We start from the raw sequence: 15,086 nt of genomic DNA on the forward strand, positions 1-15,086 counted from the left end.
GGCTCGTGGTCGACCTCAACCCGCTGCACTGGATCAGCAAGGCCAACCACGCCTTCGGTGACACGCTGGCCAGCGGCCTGGAGTTCCTCGGCATCACCGACCCGGCCGTCGACCCCGACGGCATCCGGGAGATCGCCAAGAAGTGGCGGACCATGGCCAAGGCTCTGGAAGACGCGAGCGGTGACGCCGAGAAGGCGCTGCGGGACGTCGAGTGGGAGGGCAAGGCGGCCAAGGCTTTCCACAAACGGGCCAAGACCGTGCGCAAGCAGGCCGACGACACCGCGCACGCGCTGCGCGAGGGGGCCAAGGCGCTGGACGAGTTCGCCGACGAGGCACACGAGTTGCTCTCCGAGATCGGCGTCGTCCTCGCCGAGATCATCGAGTTCGAACTCGCCGGCCTGGCCCTGGACGTCCTCACCGCCGGCCTCTCCTCGATCGCTTCCAGCCTGGCAGCCGGCGAACGCGCGGTGAAGATCGTGGCGTTGGTCGCCAGGATCGAGCAGGCCGGCACCCGGATGGGATCCGTCGTCCGCACCGTCATGGAGGCCATCCGCGGTCTGGAACGCGCGCTGAAGGCTCTCAAGGAGATCAAGGCGATCGCCACGGTCGGCAAGCTGGCCGCGGACGGCATGAAGTTCTCCGCCTTCGCCGCCGCCCTCGACGATCCGGGCGCGTTCAAGGACCCGCAGAAACTCGCCACCCTCCTCGCCGAGGGCGCCATCCTGGGCGTCGGCGCCGGCGTACTCGCCAAGGGCCTCGGCAAAGGACTCAAGGCCCTCAAGCCCAGCGAACTCGCCAAGCTCAGCAAGGCGTTGAAACTCGACGGCTCCGGCCTGTCCGGGCTCAAGCTACGGCCCGGCGAATGGGAGAAACTCCCCGCCTCCATCCGGGCCATGTTCAAGAAGTGCGAGTTCGACCCGATCGACGTGGTCAGCGGCGACATGCTGCTCCGGCAGACAGATGTGCGACTGCCCGGCACGCTGCCGCTGGTCCTCGAACGGACGCATCTCTCGTCCTACCGGTGGGGCGGCTGGTTCGGCCCGTCCTGGGCCTCCACACTCGACCAGCGCCTCCAGGCCGACGACGACGGCATCATCTATGCCGCACCAGACGGCGCACGGCTGATCTTCCCGTACCCCGCCCCCGACACCGCGGAACCCGTCCACCCGGAATCCGGGGCACGCCTGGCCCTGGCCTGGGACGACGAGGTTGACGGTGCCCTGCGCATCACGGACCCGGACACCGGCTTCGCCTACGTCTTCCACAGTCCCCGCCCCACCGACGACGACACCGCGGTGGACCTGCCCCTGCAGACGATCGTGGACCGTAACGGTCAGCGCATCACCGTCCAGTACGGCGACGACGGCACCCCCACCGAGGTCACCCACAGCGGCGGTTACCGCATCGCGCTCGACCGGCACCCCGATCAGCCCCGTATCGCCGCCCTGCGCCTCCTCGACCCCGAGCACCCCGAGGCCCAGGGCACGAGAATCGTCTCCTACGGCTACGACGAGGCCGGACATCTCACCGAGCTCAGCAACTCGTCCGGCGTTCCCATGCGGTTCGCCTACGACGAGGCCGGCCGGATCACCTCCTGGTCCGACCGGAACGGCACCGACTACCGCTACACGTACGACGAACAGGGACGTGTCGTCCGTACGGAAGGCAGCGACGGGTTCCTCTCCGGCACCCTCACCTACGACGAGACCACTCGCACCACCACCGCCACCAACTCCCTGGGGCACACCAACCAGTACGAGTACAACGAGGCATACCGCGTCGTCCGGCACACGGACCCGCTCGGCGCGAGCACCTGGCAGGAGTGGGACGGCGACCACCAGCTGACGGCCATCGTCAACCCGCTCGGCCACGCCACGCGCTACCGCTACGACGACAACGGCCGGGTCGTCGCGGTCGTCCGCCCGGACGGCCAGGAGCTCGCCTCCGAGTACGACGCACTCGGTCTGCCCACGACCATCACGGGCCCTGACGGCGCGGTCTGGCGCCAGGAGTACGACGAGCACGGCGACCGCATCGCGGTGACCGACCCGGCAGGAGCGATCACCCGCTTCACCTACAACAGGGCGGGGCACCTGACGTCCGCCACCGACGCGCTGGGCCACACCACGCGCGTCCGCTGTGACCGGGCCGGACTCCCCGTCGAGATCACCGACGCGCTGGGAGCGGCCACCCGCTACACCCGCGACATCTTCGGCCGTCCCGGGACGATCACCGACGCCCTCGGGAACGTGACCCGTCTGGAGTGGTCGACGGAAGGCAAGCCCACCCGTCGCATCGCGGCCGACGGCACGAGCGAGTCATGGGAGTACGACGCCGAGGGCAACTGCGTCGCGCACATCGACGCCCTGGGCGCCGTCACCCGCTTCGAATACACCCACTTCGACCTGCTCACGGCTCGCACCAGCCCGGACGGCGTGCGCCACGCCTTCACGTACGACACCGAACTCCGCATCACGAGCGTCACCAACCCCCAGGACCTGTCCTGGAGTTACTTCTACGACCCGGCCGGAAACCTCACATCCGAGACGGACTTCGACGGCCGTTCCATCACCTACCGTCACGACGCGGCAGGCCGACTCTCCGCCTGCACCAACGCACTCGGCCAGACCAGCCACTTCGAGCGCGACAAACTCGGCCAGGTCACCCGGAAGAGCGCCCCGGACCAGGTCACCTCATTCGGCTACACCCTCACAGGCCGACTCGCCACGGCGACCACCCCCGACGCCACGCTCCTGCTCGAACATGACATCGCCGGCCGGCTGCTGTCCGAAACGGTCAACGACCGCACCACCGCGTACGAATACGACCTGCTGGGGCGCCGCACCCAGCGCACCACCCCCACCGGCGCGACCAGCCGCTGGAGTTACGACGCGGCGGACCGCCGCACGCTGCTGGACAGCGGCGGCCACCGGATCGACTTCGCGTACGACGCGGGCGGCCGGGAACTGAGCCGCCTCATCGACACGACCACCACCCTGGCCCACACGTTCGACGACCGGGGCCGCCTCACGTCCCAGTACGTACGCGACGCGGCCGGCGAAGACATCCAGCGGCGGGGCTACACCTACCGAGGTGACAACAGCCTCATCCGGCTGGACGACCAGCTGAACGGCACACGGCACTTCGACCTCGACGGGGCAGGCCGTGTCACCGGGGTCCACGCCACGGACTGGACCGAGCGCTACGCCTACGACGAGGCCGGCAACCAGACCGATGCCTCCTGGCCCGCCACCCACCCCGGCCAAGAAGCCACCGGCCCCCGTGCCTACGCCGGCACACGCCTCACCCGCGCCGGGAGCATCCGTTACGAACACGACGCGGCGGGCCGCATCACGCTGCGCCAGAAAACCCGCCTGTCCCGGAAACCCGACACCTGGCACTACACCTGGAACTCCGAGGACCGTCTCACCTCCGTCGTCACCCCGGACGGCACCCACTGGCGTTACCTCTATGACCCGCTCGGGCGCCGCATCGCAAAGCAACGCCTGGCTGCGGACGGCGTAACGGTGACCGAACAGACGCACTTCACCTGGGATGGCGCCACCCTCTGCGAACAGACCACCACCGCAGACGAGTTGCCCCGGACTGTCACCCTCACCTGGGACCACCAAAGCCTGCACCCCATCGCGCAGACCGAGCGCGTGGGCGCCCTCGACGCGCCGCAGGACGTGATCGACTCCCGCTTCTTTGCGATCGTCACCGACCTCGTCGGCACCCCCACCGAACTCATAGACGAATCCGGCACCATCGCCTGGCGCACGCGCACCACGCTCTGGGGCGCGACGTCCTGGACGGCCGACAGCACCACTTACACCCCGCTGCGGTTCCCCGGCCAGTACTTCGACCCGGAAACGGGCCTCCACTACAACTACCACCGGCACTACGACCCGGAGACCGCGCGCTACCTCACCCCCGATCCTCTCGGTCTCGCCCCGGCTCCCAACCCCTCCACGTACGTCCGCAACCCGCACATCTGGACCGACCCGCTCGGTCTCGCCCCGCGCTGCGATGACGACCTCATCAACGCGTACCGCAAGCAGACCGATCACCCGCTGAGCAAGCGCATCCACATCGGCGAGGACGGCTCGGTGACCATCACCGGCAAGGGAGCGCTGTACGTCAACCTGAGCGGGGACATCGGCCACACGGTTCGGTTCCGTGGTGAGGGCGGACAGATCGTGGAGTTCCAGGTTTCGGCTGAGTTCAGGGAAAAGATCAGAAGAACCGCGATACCTCAGGAGCAGCCGGACGGACTCGGGTTCACCAAGGAGGAGTGGAGGAAGCTCAAGAAGATCTGTCCCGAGATCTCGGACCCGACCATGGGAGACGACCTCTACGGGATCCCGAGCGGCATGCTCAACGAGTTCAGGGAAGAAGTGGCAAAGTACCCGGGCAGGGTAGTCAAGGAAGGCTGATGGGGCACCACTGAGATGTTTCACGAAATCGAGGACATCGAGCAGGAGAGACACCGGCTGTCGCACCGACCGTCCGCGGAAGAGGCACCTCCCGTCCTGTGCACCTTCGACGTACGGACGAGCGGTTCGGTCGCGGAGTTCGAGGAGAGACTGCGATCCGTGCTGACCCCTGCTCTCCAACTGGCGGTCTCTCACCCGTTCGACGGAGGCGACCTCCCGGTCGACACGCTTCCCGACTGGTTCGTCGCCGCCGCCCGAGGAGCCTCGGCGCCGGTCCCCGAGTTCGTGACTCGGGGCACGGAGCGCTATGAGGCCGCGCTCGGTCGAAGGCCGTGGGATCTGCAGGAGTGGCTGTACCAGTTCGATCCCGAGTCCGAATTTCGCGGCTGGGCCTGGTGGGACCTGACGCGGTCCGGCAGCGACACAGCACGCGTCTGGGTGGACACCTGGGGCGAATCCTTCTTCGCGTGCGACGAACTCCGCTGGGCGGCCTACGCCTCCGGCGCCGACGAGGTCACCGGACCGATCCTCGTGAGAGCTGCCGACTGGGTGTCCGCGCTGCCTGACAGACAGACGGGTTCGTAAACCGCTCCCCGCATCACAAACAGCCGTGAAGGCAGCCGCCGAACGCACGGGACGGCGCGCTCGTCATCAGCCCCTCCAGCGCGGCGAAGGTACGGGGCTGGCCGGCGTGGCTGATGCGGGATGCCCGAATCCGCCCCACCGCCACTCCCGGCGGCTCTCTCAGCGAGAGGCGCCCCCGCTCAGATGCGTTGTGCGACGGCAGGGCGGCGCGCTGCCAGGCTGCCGTGGGACGCCGAGGGCCGGTACGGGTCGTAGCCGGGGATGGACGGATCCGACGGACAGGAGGTCCCCGACCCAAGTCCCGCCGGATGGGGCCACATCCCCGCTTCCCTTGCCGAATGCAAGAATGCGGCCCTTGGGTGGAGGAGTGCATCGGCCCGGGCGGGCACGAGCACTGTGGGAACGGGGGTAGCCATGGCGTTGGCCATGTGTCCACTGTGCAGCGACGACGAAGACATCGAGGTGATCCGCACATTTGACGGCGGACGTCGGCTCGTGAAGCACCGGTGCGGCTATGCATGGGAGCACAAGGAGCCCACCGTCCCGCAGAGGAACCCGCCCCGCTCCTTCGACGACCTCAAAGCCCGTTTCCCGAAACCCGAGGACGTCGATCCCGAGCGGTTGGAGCGCGTGACCCGGCTGAAGGAGCAGTACCTCGCCGTCAAACCGGACTTCGACCCCGACGTGGCGGCCTACTGGTCGAAGTACCAGCACATCTTCTCCCCCGACGGACTGTGGACGTGCGACCCCAGAGCCCTCAAGGATTTCGCCAACTCCGACGTCGGAGCCCACCCCGGCAACCAGGCCACATTCAACTCCGCGTGGAACGACATGGGCGACGCCGCGGCCGGAGAGGCGACCGGCAAGACGATCGAGTACCTGCTGCACGAGCCTGCCGACGTGCCGCTCGAAGACCGGCTCCAGCATCTGTTGGACGGCACCAAACCATTCGCCATGACCGGTTTCAAGGAGGCCCTCCTCACGAGGGCTCTCTGCGTGATGTACCCCGGCCGGTTCCTGACCATCCTCAAGTACACGACGGAGGCGGACGGCAAGCGTGAGATCGCGCGGATGGTCTACGGACTGGAGCTGCCGGCGCCCGAGTCGGTGAACTGGACCCTCGGTCGGCTCATTCTCTGGAGCAATGATCTCTTGCATGACCTCGTCGGCGAGGGCTTCGCCAACCAACAGCACTCTGCGGCGTTCCTGTGGTGGGCCAAGGACCAGGTCGAGGAACTCCAGTAGGGCACGGCCCCTCCGTGCCGGGCGGACGGAGAGCCGCATGCCCCGGGTCAGCCTTATCGAGTGCCCGAACGCGGTCGGCTCGGCGACGACATAGCCCTCCTGACCCTCGCCGTTCCGTCGCGGGGATGTTTCCCAGACCACTGCGGGGAGGCGGGCGACGGTGTGACGGACCGTGCGCCGCATGGTGTTCAGCGCCTGAAGGCGCCTTGGGAGGCCGTGCGTGCTCATCCCCGGCTGCCTTGCCGACGCGGCTGCCGCACATCTGGCCTGCGCCAACATCCCTCCATAAGTAGTACTCATTGAAGAAAACCACTTCGGTAGTCCGAATCACCACTCACTGCGGGGCACTTAAATCTCCGACATGACACCAAAATCGTCTCAAAAGGTCGCGCTACTCTAGAAATTGTGTCCGCACATCCCCTTGACCAGGCTTGCGATAGAGCGCCTAATTTCTTCCGCAAGCCGAAGTGCCTCGGCCGCCGCCTCGCTCAAGGCGCGCACAACTAGTGGAGTACTCGTGGCCACAAGGAAGTCGTTCACCGATCGCGAAAGACGGTTTCGCCCAACACGCCAGAAGGACGGCACGTGCGGGCGGAGTCCGAGGGTCCGGGCGATGCGCCTCACGTCGCGTTCCTTTCGTCCGTGGGCCTGTCGGCGAAGGGGCGTGTCGTAGCTGGGAGTCCGTGTGCGCGGCTCCAGCCGGAGGGTGAGCCGTACCCGCGTGGGGCGGGGAGCCGGACCGTGAGTCCGTGGCCGCCGACGAGCATCTCGGTTTCGGTGGCCACCGGGTCCCCGTGCCCGTAGTCGTACAGCTCCCAGACCCACGAGTCGTCGACGCAGGTGGTGCAGCGCACCGAGCGGATGGTGTGGAGGACTTCGACGCCGACCTGGCAGCCATCGGGTCGGATCGCGAGGGCCGCGAGTGATGGCAACTCACCGGGCCCATGCCAGGAACCGTGGCCCGATGGGGGCACACAGGGCCAGTGGTCGGACTTGTCCGAGATCTGGCAGCTCAACGAGTCGGGCCCAGGCGGGCTCTGCTGACCGCGCAGAGGGTCCCGGGGCTGCGGTCCACCGCCGCCGGGTGACCTCGCGCGACAGAAAAGGAGAAGAACCTGATGAGAAGACCCGCACGGGTTGTCATGGGAGTGTTTCAGACGTTGCTGGTGGCATCGTTCGTGGTGCTGCCCGCGCGGTCGGCGCACGCGGCCGACGCCAATTTCTACGTCGATCCCTCAGGTGGCAGTGACAGCAATTCGGGAACCAGCACGACATCCGCGTTCAAGACGATCGAGAAGGCCCGCAACGCGGTCCGCACGGTCAACTCGGCCATGTCCGGGGACATCGTCGTGAACCTGCGCGGGGGCACGTACCCCCTCACCAGCCCGGTCGACTTCACCACCGCGGACTCCGGTAGACCATCCAGTGACATTCCGTGTGTGAGGCGACGGCCCCTCGACAGCCGGCAGCTCAGCTGCCGGTCCGACGGGGACGTCGTCATGACCAGCGCCCTCCCATGACCAGCGCCCCGTCGCCCGGAGCCTCCCCTGTCCATGTCCTGCTGCCGTACATCCGATGTTGCTCCGCCGAACACACTGGCGTGAGGCCCGTCATGACACCGTGTTCGGTCCTGCGAACTGCCAGAAGACGACCCTTCACAAGAAGTCCCCGAAAAGTCCCCGACGCAACTCAAGGCGAGCCTGACGCGAGCGGCCCCCCGGCCGACGCTCCGAGATGGCATCGCAAATCTCCTGAAACGTGCTGCACACAGGTGTCCTGCGTCACTATCGAGGCCGCTGGGCAACGCCTCCGGTGCTGACGTCTTCTCCCTGAGGTGAAGATTTCGAAGAGACGGGCTCGTCGGCTCATACTTGTTTCCCTGGCCGTGGTGGCGGCCGCGACGGTGACCGTCGTCATGGTCATCCAGGCGTACAAGATGGAGACGCTCTCCCCGCGCGAGGCACGTGACCAGGCCGCGTCCGGAGCCGGCGTACGGGCGGGGCAGGTGGACTGCCGGAAGGCCAAGTGCGTCGCGCTCACCTTCGACGGCAACCCGGGCGAACCCACCGACCGGCTGATGGACGTCCTGAAGGAGTACAAGGCGCCGTCGACGTTCTTCCTTGAGGGCCGGCGCATCGACAAGTTCCCGGATGTGGTGCGGCGGATGGCCGAGGACGGTCACGAGATCGGGGACCACACCTGGACGCACCCGAGGCTGACCGATGTTTCCGATGCGCAGATCCGCGACGAGCTGCGCCGCACGGCACGGGCCATCTCCGGCATCACCGGCAGCGAGCCGACGCTGATGCGCCCGCCCCAGGGCCGCACCGACGACCGTGTCTCCAAGGTCTCGAAGGAACTGGGGATGGCGCAGGTGCTGTGGACGGTGACCGCGAAGGACTACGAGACGGACGACTCCGCGCTGATCACCAAGCGCGTGCTCGACGGCGCCGACCGCGACGGGATCATCCTGCTCCACCCGCTGCACAAGGGCACCGTGCCGGCCGTGCCTTCCATCCTGAAGGCGCTCAGCAACCAGGGCTACACCTTTGTGACCGTCTCCCAGCTGCTCGCTCCGGGCAGAGCCGAGCCCGGCAAGATCTACAGGTGATCAGCCACAGCCGGTCACATGGTCCACAGCCGGACCATGCCGTCAGCGAGCTGCAGGAACTGCCGGGCGCCTGAGTGGTGATGTGTGGGGGACATTCCGGGAACGACGCCCAGGAGTTTCCCTTCGACCGGATCCCATATCGACAGACCGGTGTCGCCGCGACTGAACAGACGGGTGCCGTCGCTGAAGAAAGGCCCGGCCGGGCCCTCGAACGCGGGGAGTTCCACGGCCCTTCCGTTCTGACCGGTTCGACTCGTATCGAAGATCCGTGCCCCGGGCCGTATCAGGGTGATGTCATCACCGACACCCTCTACGGCGACCCGGACCGAGTCGATCCAGGTCATGCCGTGATCCCAGTAGTCCCCCCGGTCACACAGAACGACGCGGCTCGGACCGTCCTCGGACTCCCACACGTTGCCCTCGATACATCGGTCAAGATCCCACGTCGAGGGGATTCCGATGGGATGCCATATCCAGCCGTCGTCCAGGATCCGCCTGCCATCGGGGCTCACATACAGCGCACCGTGGAAGTAGTCGAGGTCATGCTCCGGCCGGGCGACTCCCTTTACGGGCGCGGGCGACGACCGATCGGTCAGCAGCGAGCCCGTTCGCGCGTCCGACACGTCGAGCCGGTTCCAGTCCGTGCGGTGGATCACGACGCACCGCCCACGGCTCTGTCCGAACGCCAGCGAGAACGGCACGGTTTCTTCCTCGTCACCCTGGTTGTCCAAGGTCAGCGTGACCTCGCCGGTCCGCAGGTCGATCACCTCGCCGAATCGGCCGTAGTCGTTGACCACCGCGGCGAACATGCCGTCGTGGGAGGCATGGAGGCGCCTGCGAAGTCGGCGATCGTTCCATGGTTCGTGGTCGGGTTCCGCCGGCACGGTCGTGGTCCCGACAGCCTCGTGATCACCGGATGCCACGTCCCACCGGCTGATCGTTCCGTCCTCGCCCAGCGCCAGCCACACCGGCCGCTCGCAGTCGCGCACCGGCGCCAGATCGGTGACCGCTCCCAAGCCGCGTGGCACCGACAACTCACGGACGGCGTCATAGCCACCTGTCACAACTGACCCCCGTAGCCGCGAAATCGAACCGACAGGGTATCGGGGGCGCGAGGCCAGCTCATGGGAATGGTCCCCGTCGAGTGCCGGCCCGAAGGTCCTCCGCCTGCTCCTCCGTGCGCGTCGGAGCGCCGGGGTGCCCGCCCGCGCGATGTGGCGTGGTGTGGTGTGTTGGCGCGTGGGCGGCGGGAGGGCACCTCGGTGCGGAACGAGCCGTTTCCCCGTGGGTCCCGACCGGTCAGGCGCTGTCGAGGACGAGGGAGAGCGGCTCCAGACGGCTGGTGGCGGAAGCGATGCGCACGGTCCTGGGGCAGCCCGCGGCGGTGTGAGACGGGGTGTGTACGGGGGTGGGGCGGAACGACGCGGTCCGCCCCCGTACACACCCCGTCTCAGTCGCGCTCGGCGCGTGCCCCGCTCCAGGTGTGCGGCCCGTGAAGCCCGGGGCGTGTTCGGGGCGGCGCCAGTGGGCCACCGCGCGTTCGCGGCGCGCGGTGGCGTGGCGCATCGCGTCGGCGGCTCCGGCCGCACGCGCGAGAAGCGCCGCGGTGACCGCGGCGAGTTCCTCCGGGCCCGCCTCGCCCTTCTCCACCCGCGGCAGATACGGAATGACCGCGTCATGGTCCTCGAAGGTGTCACTCATCAGCGGAGTCGGGGGTTTGTGCACGCGGAATCACTTGTGCAAAGGTGGAAAATCCGCAACCCCTGTCCCCCCGACGGCACTTCAGGGAGAACCCCATGCTGCGCGGCATAGACGTGAGCGCGTACCAGTCCTCCACCTTCGACACGGACGGCCTCTCCTTCGTCTTCATCAAGGCGACGGAGGGCCGTTCGTACGTCAATCCCAAGCTCGCGGCGCAGACACAGCGGGCCCGCGACGCCGGCTGCGTGGTCGGCTTCTACCACTTCCTGTGGCCCGGCAACCTGACCGCCCAGGCCGAGTATTTCCTCGGCAACGCCTCGGCGAGGGACAGCGCCGACATCCTCGCAGTCGACTGGGAGACGACGGGCGACGGCACCCGCGCGCCGAGCGCCGAGAAGGACGCCTTCATACGCAAGCTCAAGGAGCTGCGGCCGGACATCCGGGTCGTCCTCTACTGCAACAGAAGCTACTGGCTGAACGTCGACACGACCTCCTACGCGGGCGACGGACTGTGGATAGCCGACTACGTGACGGCCGGCGAGCCCCGCATCGAGGCGACGTGGCGCTTCCACCAGTACACCGACGACCCGGTCGACACGAACGTCGGCGACTTCGCCACCAAGAAGGCACTGCAGGAGTGGGCAGCCTTCAACTGACGGGTACGGCCGACATATCCTCTGCACAGCCGCACACCTGGACCGGGGGCACTCCATGGCCGAGACGGGAACAGGCAGCCGTCGTCCGGCCACCTTCTGGGAGGCGCTGGCGCCCGCGGACCGGGCCGCGGTGGTCCGGGGGGCGACCCGGGTGTCGCTGCCCGCAGACGAGCAGTTCCTGACGCAGGGCGAGGACTCCGACCATCTTGTGGTGCTGCTGCGCGGCTGGGTCAAGGTCGTCGCCCAGTCCCACGCCGGTTACCGCGCGCTGCTCGCCCTGCGGGGTCCCGGCGAACTCCTCGGCGAGCAGGCCGGGTTGGAGCGCAGGCGCCGGTCGGCCTCGCTCCACACGGCGACGACGGTCGACCTGCTGCATCTGCCGGCCGTCCGCTTCCAGGCGCTGGCCCGCTCCAGCGACGGAGTGGCCGCCGCGCTGGAACAGACACTGTCCGGGCGGCTGCGCGAGGCCGACATCCAGCGCACCGGCATCACCGAACCGGTTCCGATGCGCCTCGCCGCCCTCCTCCTCGACCTGGCCGAACGCTGCGGCCACCCCGACCCGGACGGCACCGGCGTACGCATCACCCTGCCGCTCTCCCAGGACGACCTGGCGGGCCTGGTGCTCAGCTCGCGCCGTACGGTGAGCCGGGTGCTGGAGCAATGGCGGGGACAGGGCTGGATCGTGACGGGACGTCAGGCGCTGCTGATCCGATCGGTGGACCACCTGAAGGGACAGGCGTTCGGCGGCTGAGGGGTTTCACGCACAACCGGCCCCGCCCTCAGCGCCATCCTCAACCCCATCCACTCAGCAGGACGTGTAACTCACCCCCTCCTTGGGGGCCTTGAAGATGCGGTAGCCCTTCGTGTTGGTCAGCTGGTACGTGATCGTCCAGTCGTCGCAGGTGTCTTCGGGGTCCGAGGCGGGCCCGAACCCGGGGTCCTGGTTGCTGCGGAAGCTGACCGTGGCGAGGGTGTACGTGCCGTCGCCGGACAGACCGGTGAGGGCGATGCCGGACTCCCGTGTGGTGCTCATGTCGTGCGTCCACCCCTGCCGGCTCTTGGCGGAATCGGTGTTCACCACCTTGGAGTGGGGGTCGTAGCGGCGCATCGCCTTCGCGTAGTCGCGCTCGTTGACCGCCCCGTAGAAGTGGGCGAACATCGTCGCCACTCCGCGCGCCCTCGGATCGTCGACGACCTGCGAGAAGTCGACGGTCGCTCCGGGAGCCACCGCCCGGTCCACCACGACCGGTTTTGCCGGCGTCTCGGACGAAACGGTGGGATCGGGGGCCGACTTGACGGACGTGTCCGACGACGAGCCTGAGGTCGAGCCCGAGCCCGAGGACGAGTACGAGTCCGTGGAGGAGTCGCCGGGGGCCGCGGTGTCGCCGAACGGGGAGTACCGCGTCGTGGCCAGCCACGCTCCCGCGACGACGAGCAGGACCACGACCACCCCGACCGCACGGGCGGCTGCCGAGAGGCCCGGATGGGAGGCCCGCCGCTGAGGGGCCGGATAGGGGGCGTACGGCGTGTAAGGGGTGGACTGCGTGGGCTGGTTGGGCTGAGCGGCCGGCTGCGGGAAGGGCGTCACCGGGCTCTGGCGCGGCCGGTTCGACGGAGGGTTCGACCCCGGGGAGGGAAACTGGAACCCGCCGTTCGGCCGCGTCACCGGCTGCTGCTGAGGCGTGACCGGCGGACCCGGTGGCGACTGCCGCTGACGCGGAGGCGCCGGCGGCCTCTGCTTCAGCTGACCGCGCGCCTGCTCCAGAACCCGCAGCCACTCCGCCATCGGGGGACGCGCGCCCGGATCGGAGGCCCTGCTGCGTTCGGCGAGGTTCGCCAGAGCGGACGACACGTTCCGCAGTCCGGTGAGGTCGGTGCTCGTCTGGTGCCGGTTGAAGAGCCTGGTGGCGATCAGGCCGAACTTGTACGTGTCCGAGGCCGGCGACGCCTTCGCCGCCTCGGGCACCGCCCAGTCGTCAGTCTCCACCTGGGGCAGGACGTCCTTCCCGGCCAGCCGCATCGAGTCGCAGTCGATCAGCAGGCACTTGGGAGAGGGGTCCAGCATGAACAGGACGTTCTTCGGCGAGAGGTCGCCCACGGTCACCCGGTGCCGGTGCAGCCGGTTGAGGATCGCCGCGAGGTCGATGAGCAGCCGCAGCCGGCGCCCGTCGTCGACGTCCAGCCCCAGGGACCGGGTGAACCCGTCGTCGTTGAGCAGGAACTCCATGCCCTGCGGCTTCACCTTGCCCAGCCGGGTGCTGTCGAGCTCGAACTCCTCGGTGATCCGCTGCATCAGGAACCCGGTCACGGTGGTGCCGGGATTGTCGCGCGGCAGCGGCCGTGTCGGCCGGGCGCCGGTGTAGACGAGCGCGGTCGGCCAGGTCAGCCGCTTGTCGAGGTAGGAGTGGTCGTGTCGGTCGGTGCGGCCCAACTCGTCGAAGAAACTGACCAGTTCGTAGAGCGCGTCGGCATCGCTGGTCACCGCCGGCAGGTACTCCTTGTACGCGAGATACTCGCCGGCGAACTTCCCGGGCGGGTCGGGCACCGCGTACACGACGCCCTGTCCGCCGTCGCCCAACCGGTTCGCTGGGAGGTCGCCGAGCCTGTCGCGCCCGACCCAGGAGATCGTCAGCAACTCGGGCCCCCCGGTGCGTCGTTCCACGGCCACAGGGCGATGAGCGTGCGGTCGTCGTCGTAGGTCTCACGGGAGAAGTCGAGCAGGTGGGCGAAGCCCAACGGCGGTACGGGGCTCAGCAGTCCGTAGTAGAAGTGGCGGGCCACGGCCCCCTTTCCGTCGCCGAGCGGGTCGCCGAACCCGTCCGTGCCGACCAGCAGGACCGTCTGCTGTTCCAGGGCGAAGGAGAGCGGACGGATGACTCCGGGGAGGAAGGGCAGCGGGTCCACCGTCGAGGAGTACAGCCCGTCCGTGCCGGCTCCCTTGCCGCCTGTCAGCCGGTAGAACGTGTCGTGCTTGATCTGCCAGGCGCCCGAGTCGCCGATCGAGATCAGGTGGACGAAGACGCCCTGGTCGGTGGGCGTCGCCGTCCCGGCCACCAGGGTGGTCGCCAGCAGTCCGGCCGTCTCCTCGGGGCCCGCGTCGGGACGGTGCAGGATCCGGCGGGCCTGTTCGACGAGCTGCCAGTGGACCGTGGACAGCAGCTTGTCCCAGTCGGCGACATACCCGGCGCCCTCGCCCCGGACCTGGCTGAGCATCTCGTCCACGGCGCTGCGGCAGGCCAGTTGGGACCCGATGTGGGGCTGGCGTGCGCTGGAGACCCCGTCGGCGACGGCGAACACCACGGTTCCGGTGCCCTCGTCCCAGGCCGCCGCCGCGTCGTCCTCGCGGGGGCGGCCCTCGTAACGGTGCTGATAGCCGCGTACGGAGGCGAGGCGCAGGGCCATCTTCCCCGTCTGCCAGCCGTCGCAGACGGTGTCCGGGCGGTAGGACAGCCCGCGCGGCGGCACAATGTCGAACGGCGGTACGGGTTTGCCGACGACGATGGGCCGCCAGTGCCCGGCGATGTTCATCCCCACCGGTGCCGCTGCCGGTGCCTCCACCGGTACCGCCACTACCGAGTCGGGGGCCGGCTCCGGTGCCTTCTCCCTGCCGGGGGCCGCGCCAGGGGCCGTTCCGGGGCCGGGGACTCCCGTGCCGTTGCCGTGCTGAGCACCGGACTGCCGTACCGGGTAGGGCTGTTGTACCGGATCGGTTTGCTGCGCCGGGTCGGACTGCTGCGCAGGGTCGGGCCGTTGCAGGGAGTCCGGGCGCTGTACGGAGTCCGGGCGCCGCGCCGGGTCCGACCGGTCGGGTCGTCGCTCCGTCTCGCTCTGCCGCTTGCCGAACAGGGCCAC

Annotated in this window: 11 protein-coding genes and 1 pseudogene; 7 read left to right on the forward strand and 5 right to left on the reverse strand. The window is 68.6% G+C overall.

Features of this window, described 5'->3' with window-relative positions; genetic code table 11:
• Positions 1–5 precede the first annotated feature (5 nt).
• The 3 genes from QA861_RS12940 (at position 6) to QA861_RS12950 (ending at position 6,266) form a co-directional block, all read left to right on the forward strand.
• On the forward strand, positions 6–4,436 hold the full coding sequence (locus tag QA861_RS12940; protein WP_334588480.1) for a DUF6531 domain-containing protein: 4,431 nt from the start codon (positions 6–8) through the stop codon (positions 4,434–4,436).
• Between the two features lie 15 nt (positions 4,437–4,451).
• The gene (locus QA861_RS12945) at positions 4,452–5,021 is read left to right on the forward strand and encodes a hypothetical protein (protein WP_334588481.1); all 570 of its coding nucleotides are present in this window, start codon (positions 4,452–4,454) and stop codon (positions 5,019–5,021) included.
• Between the two features lie 414 nt (positions 5,022–5,435).
• On the forward strand, positions 5,436–6,266 hold the full coding sequence (locus QA861_RS12950; protein WP_334588482.1) for a hypothetical protein: 831 nt from the start codon (positions 5,436–5,438) through the stop codon (positions 6,264–6,266).
• A 620-nt stretch (positions 6,267–6,886) separates the two neighbouring features.
• Here QA861_RS12950 and QA861_RS12955 read toward each other — a convergent pair.
• Positions 6,887–7,120: a hypothetical protein gene (locus QA861_RS12955; protein ID WP_334588483.1), complete on the reverse strand. Its 234-nt coding sequence runs from the start codon at positions 7,118–7,120 to the stop codon at positions 6,887–6,889.
• 264 nt (positions 7,121–7,384) lie between these two features.
• Here QA861_RS12955 and QA861_RS12960 point away from each other — a divergent pair, with 264 nt between their 5' ends.
• Positions 7,385–7,786 carry a hypothetical protein gene (locus tag QA861_RS12960; RefSeq protein ID WP_334588484.1) on the forward strand — a complete coding sequence of 134 codons (402 nt, stop codon included), beginning with the start codon at positions 7,385–7,387 and terminating at the stop codon, positions 7,784–7,786.
• 314 nt (positions 7,787–8,100) lie between these two features.
• On the forward strand, positions 8,101–8,877 hold the full coding sequence (locus QA861_RS12965) for a polysaccharide deacetylase family protein (RefSeq protein WP_334588485.1): 777 nt from the start codon (positions 8,101–8,103) through the stop codon (positions 8,875–8,877).
• 14 nt (positions 8,878–8,891) lie between these two features.
• Here QA861_RS12965 and QA861_RS12970 read toward each other — a convergent pair whose 3' ends face one another.
• Complete coding sequence (locus QA861_RS12970; protein WP_334588486.1) at positions 8,892–9,941, reverse strand: hypothetical protein; 1,050 nt, start codon at positions 9,939–9,941, stop codon at positions 8,892–8,894.
• Between the two features lie 386 nt (positions 9,942–10,327).
• Positions 10,328–10,578, reverse strand: a pseudogene (locus QA861_RS12975) (acyl-CoA carboxylase epsilon subunit).
• Between the two features lie 95 nt (positions 10,579–10,673).
• Here QA861_RS12975 and QA861_RS12980 point away from each other — a divergent pair.
• Complete coding sequence (locus tag QA861_RS12980; protein WP_334588487.1) at positions 10,674–11,234, forward strand: glycoside hydrolase family 25 protein; 561 nt, start codon at positions 10,674–10,676, stop codon at positions 11,232–11,234.
• A gap of 55 nt (positions 11,235–11,289) precedes the next feature.
• Positions 11,290–11,985: a Crp/Fnr family transcriptional regulator gene (locus tag QA861_RS12985; RefSeq protein ID WP_334588488.1), complete on the forward strand. Its 696-nt coding sequence runs from the start codon at positions 11,290–11,292 to the stop codon at positions 11,983–11,985.
• Between the two features lie 54 nt (positions 11,986–12,039).
• Here QA861_RS12985 and QA861_RS12990 read toward each other — a convergent pair whose 3' ends face one another.
• Together QA861_RS12990 and QA861_RS12995 are read right to left on the reverse strand one after the other, a co-directional pair.
• On the reverse strand, positions 12,040–13,896 hold the full coding sequence (locus tag QA861_RS12990) for a hypothetical protein (RefSeq protein WP_334588489.1): 1,857 nt from the start codon (positions 13,894–13,896) through the stop codon (positions 12,040–12,042).
• Entirely contained in the window at positions 13,863–15,086 is a 1,224-nt protein-coding gene (locus QA861_RS12995) for a protein phosphatase 2C domain-containing protein (RefSeq protein WP_334588490.1), read from the reverse strand. Before QA861_RS12995 ends, QA861_RS12990 begins: the two co-directional genes overlap by 34 nt.

The organism is Streptomyces sp. B21-083 (genome assembly GCF_036898825.1).
Lineage (GTDB): Bacteria > Actinomycetota > Actinomycetes > Streptomycetales > Streptomycetaceae > Streptomyces.

What these genes read in the sequence shown, in the direction of transcription:
- QA861_RS12980 (WP_334588487.1), top strand. Translation starts at nt 10,674, where the DNA reads ATGCTGCGCGGCATAGACGTGAGCGCGTACCAGTCCTCCACCTTCGAC.
- QA861_RS12950 (WP_334588482.1), top strand. Translation starts at nt 5,436, where the DNA reads ATGGCGTTGGCCATGTGTCCACTGTGCAGCGACGACGAAGACATCGAG.
- QA861_RS12960 (WP_334588484.1), top strand. Translation starts at nt 7,385, where the DNA reads ATGAGAAGACCCGCACGGGTTGTCATGGGAGTGTTTCAGACGTTGCTG.
- QA861_RS12985 (WP_334588488.1), top strand. Translation starts at nt 11,290, where the DNA reads ATGGCCGAGACGGGAACAGGCAGCCGTCGTCCGGCCACCTTCTGGGAG.
- QA861_RS12945 (WP_334588481.1), top strand. Translation starts at nt 4,452, where the DNA reads ATGTTTCACGAAATCGAGGACATCGAGCAGGAGAGACACCGGCTGTCG.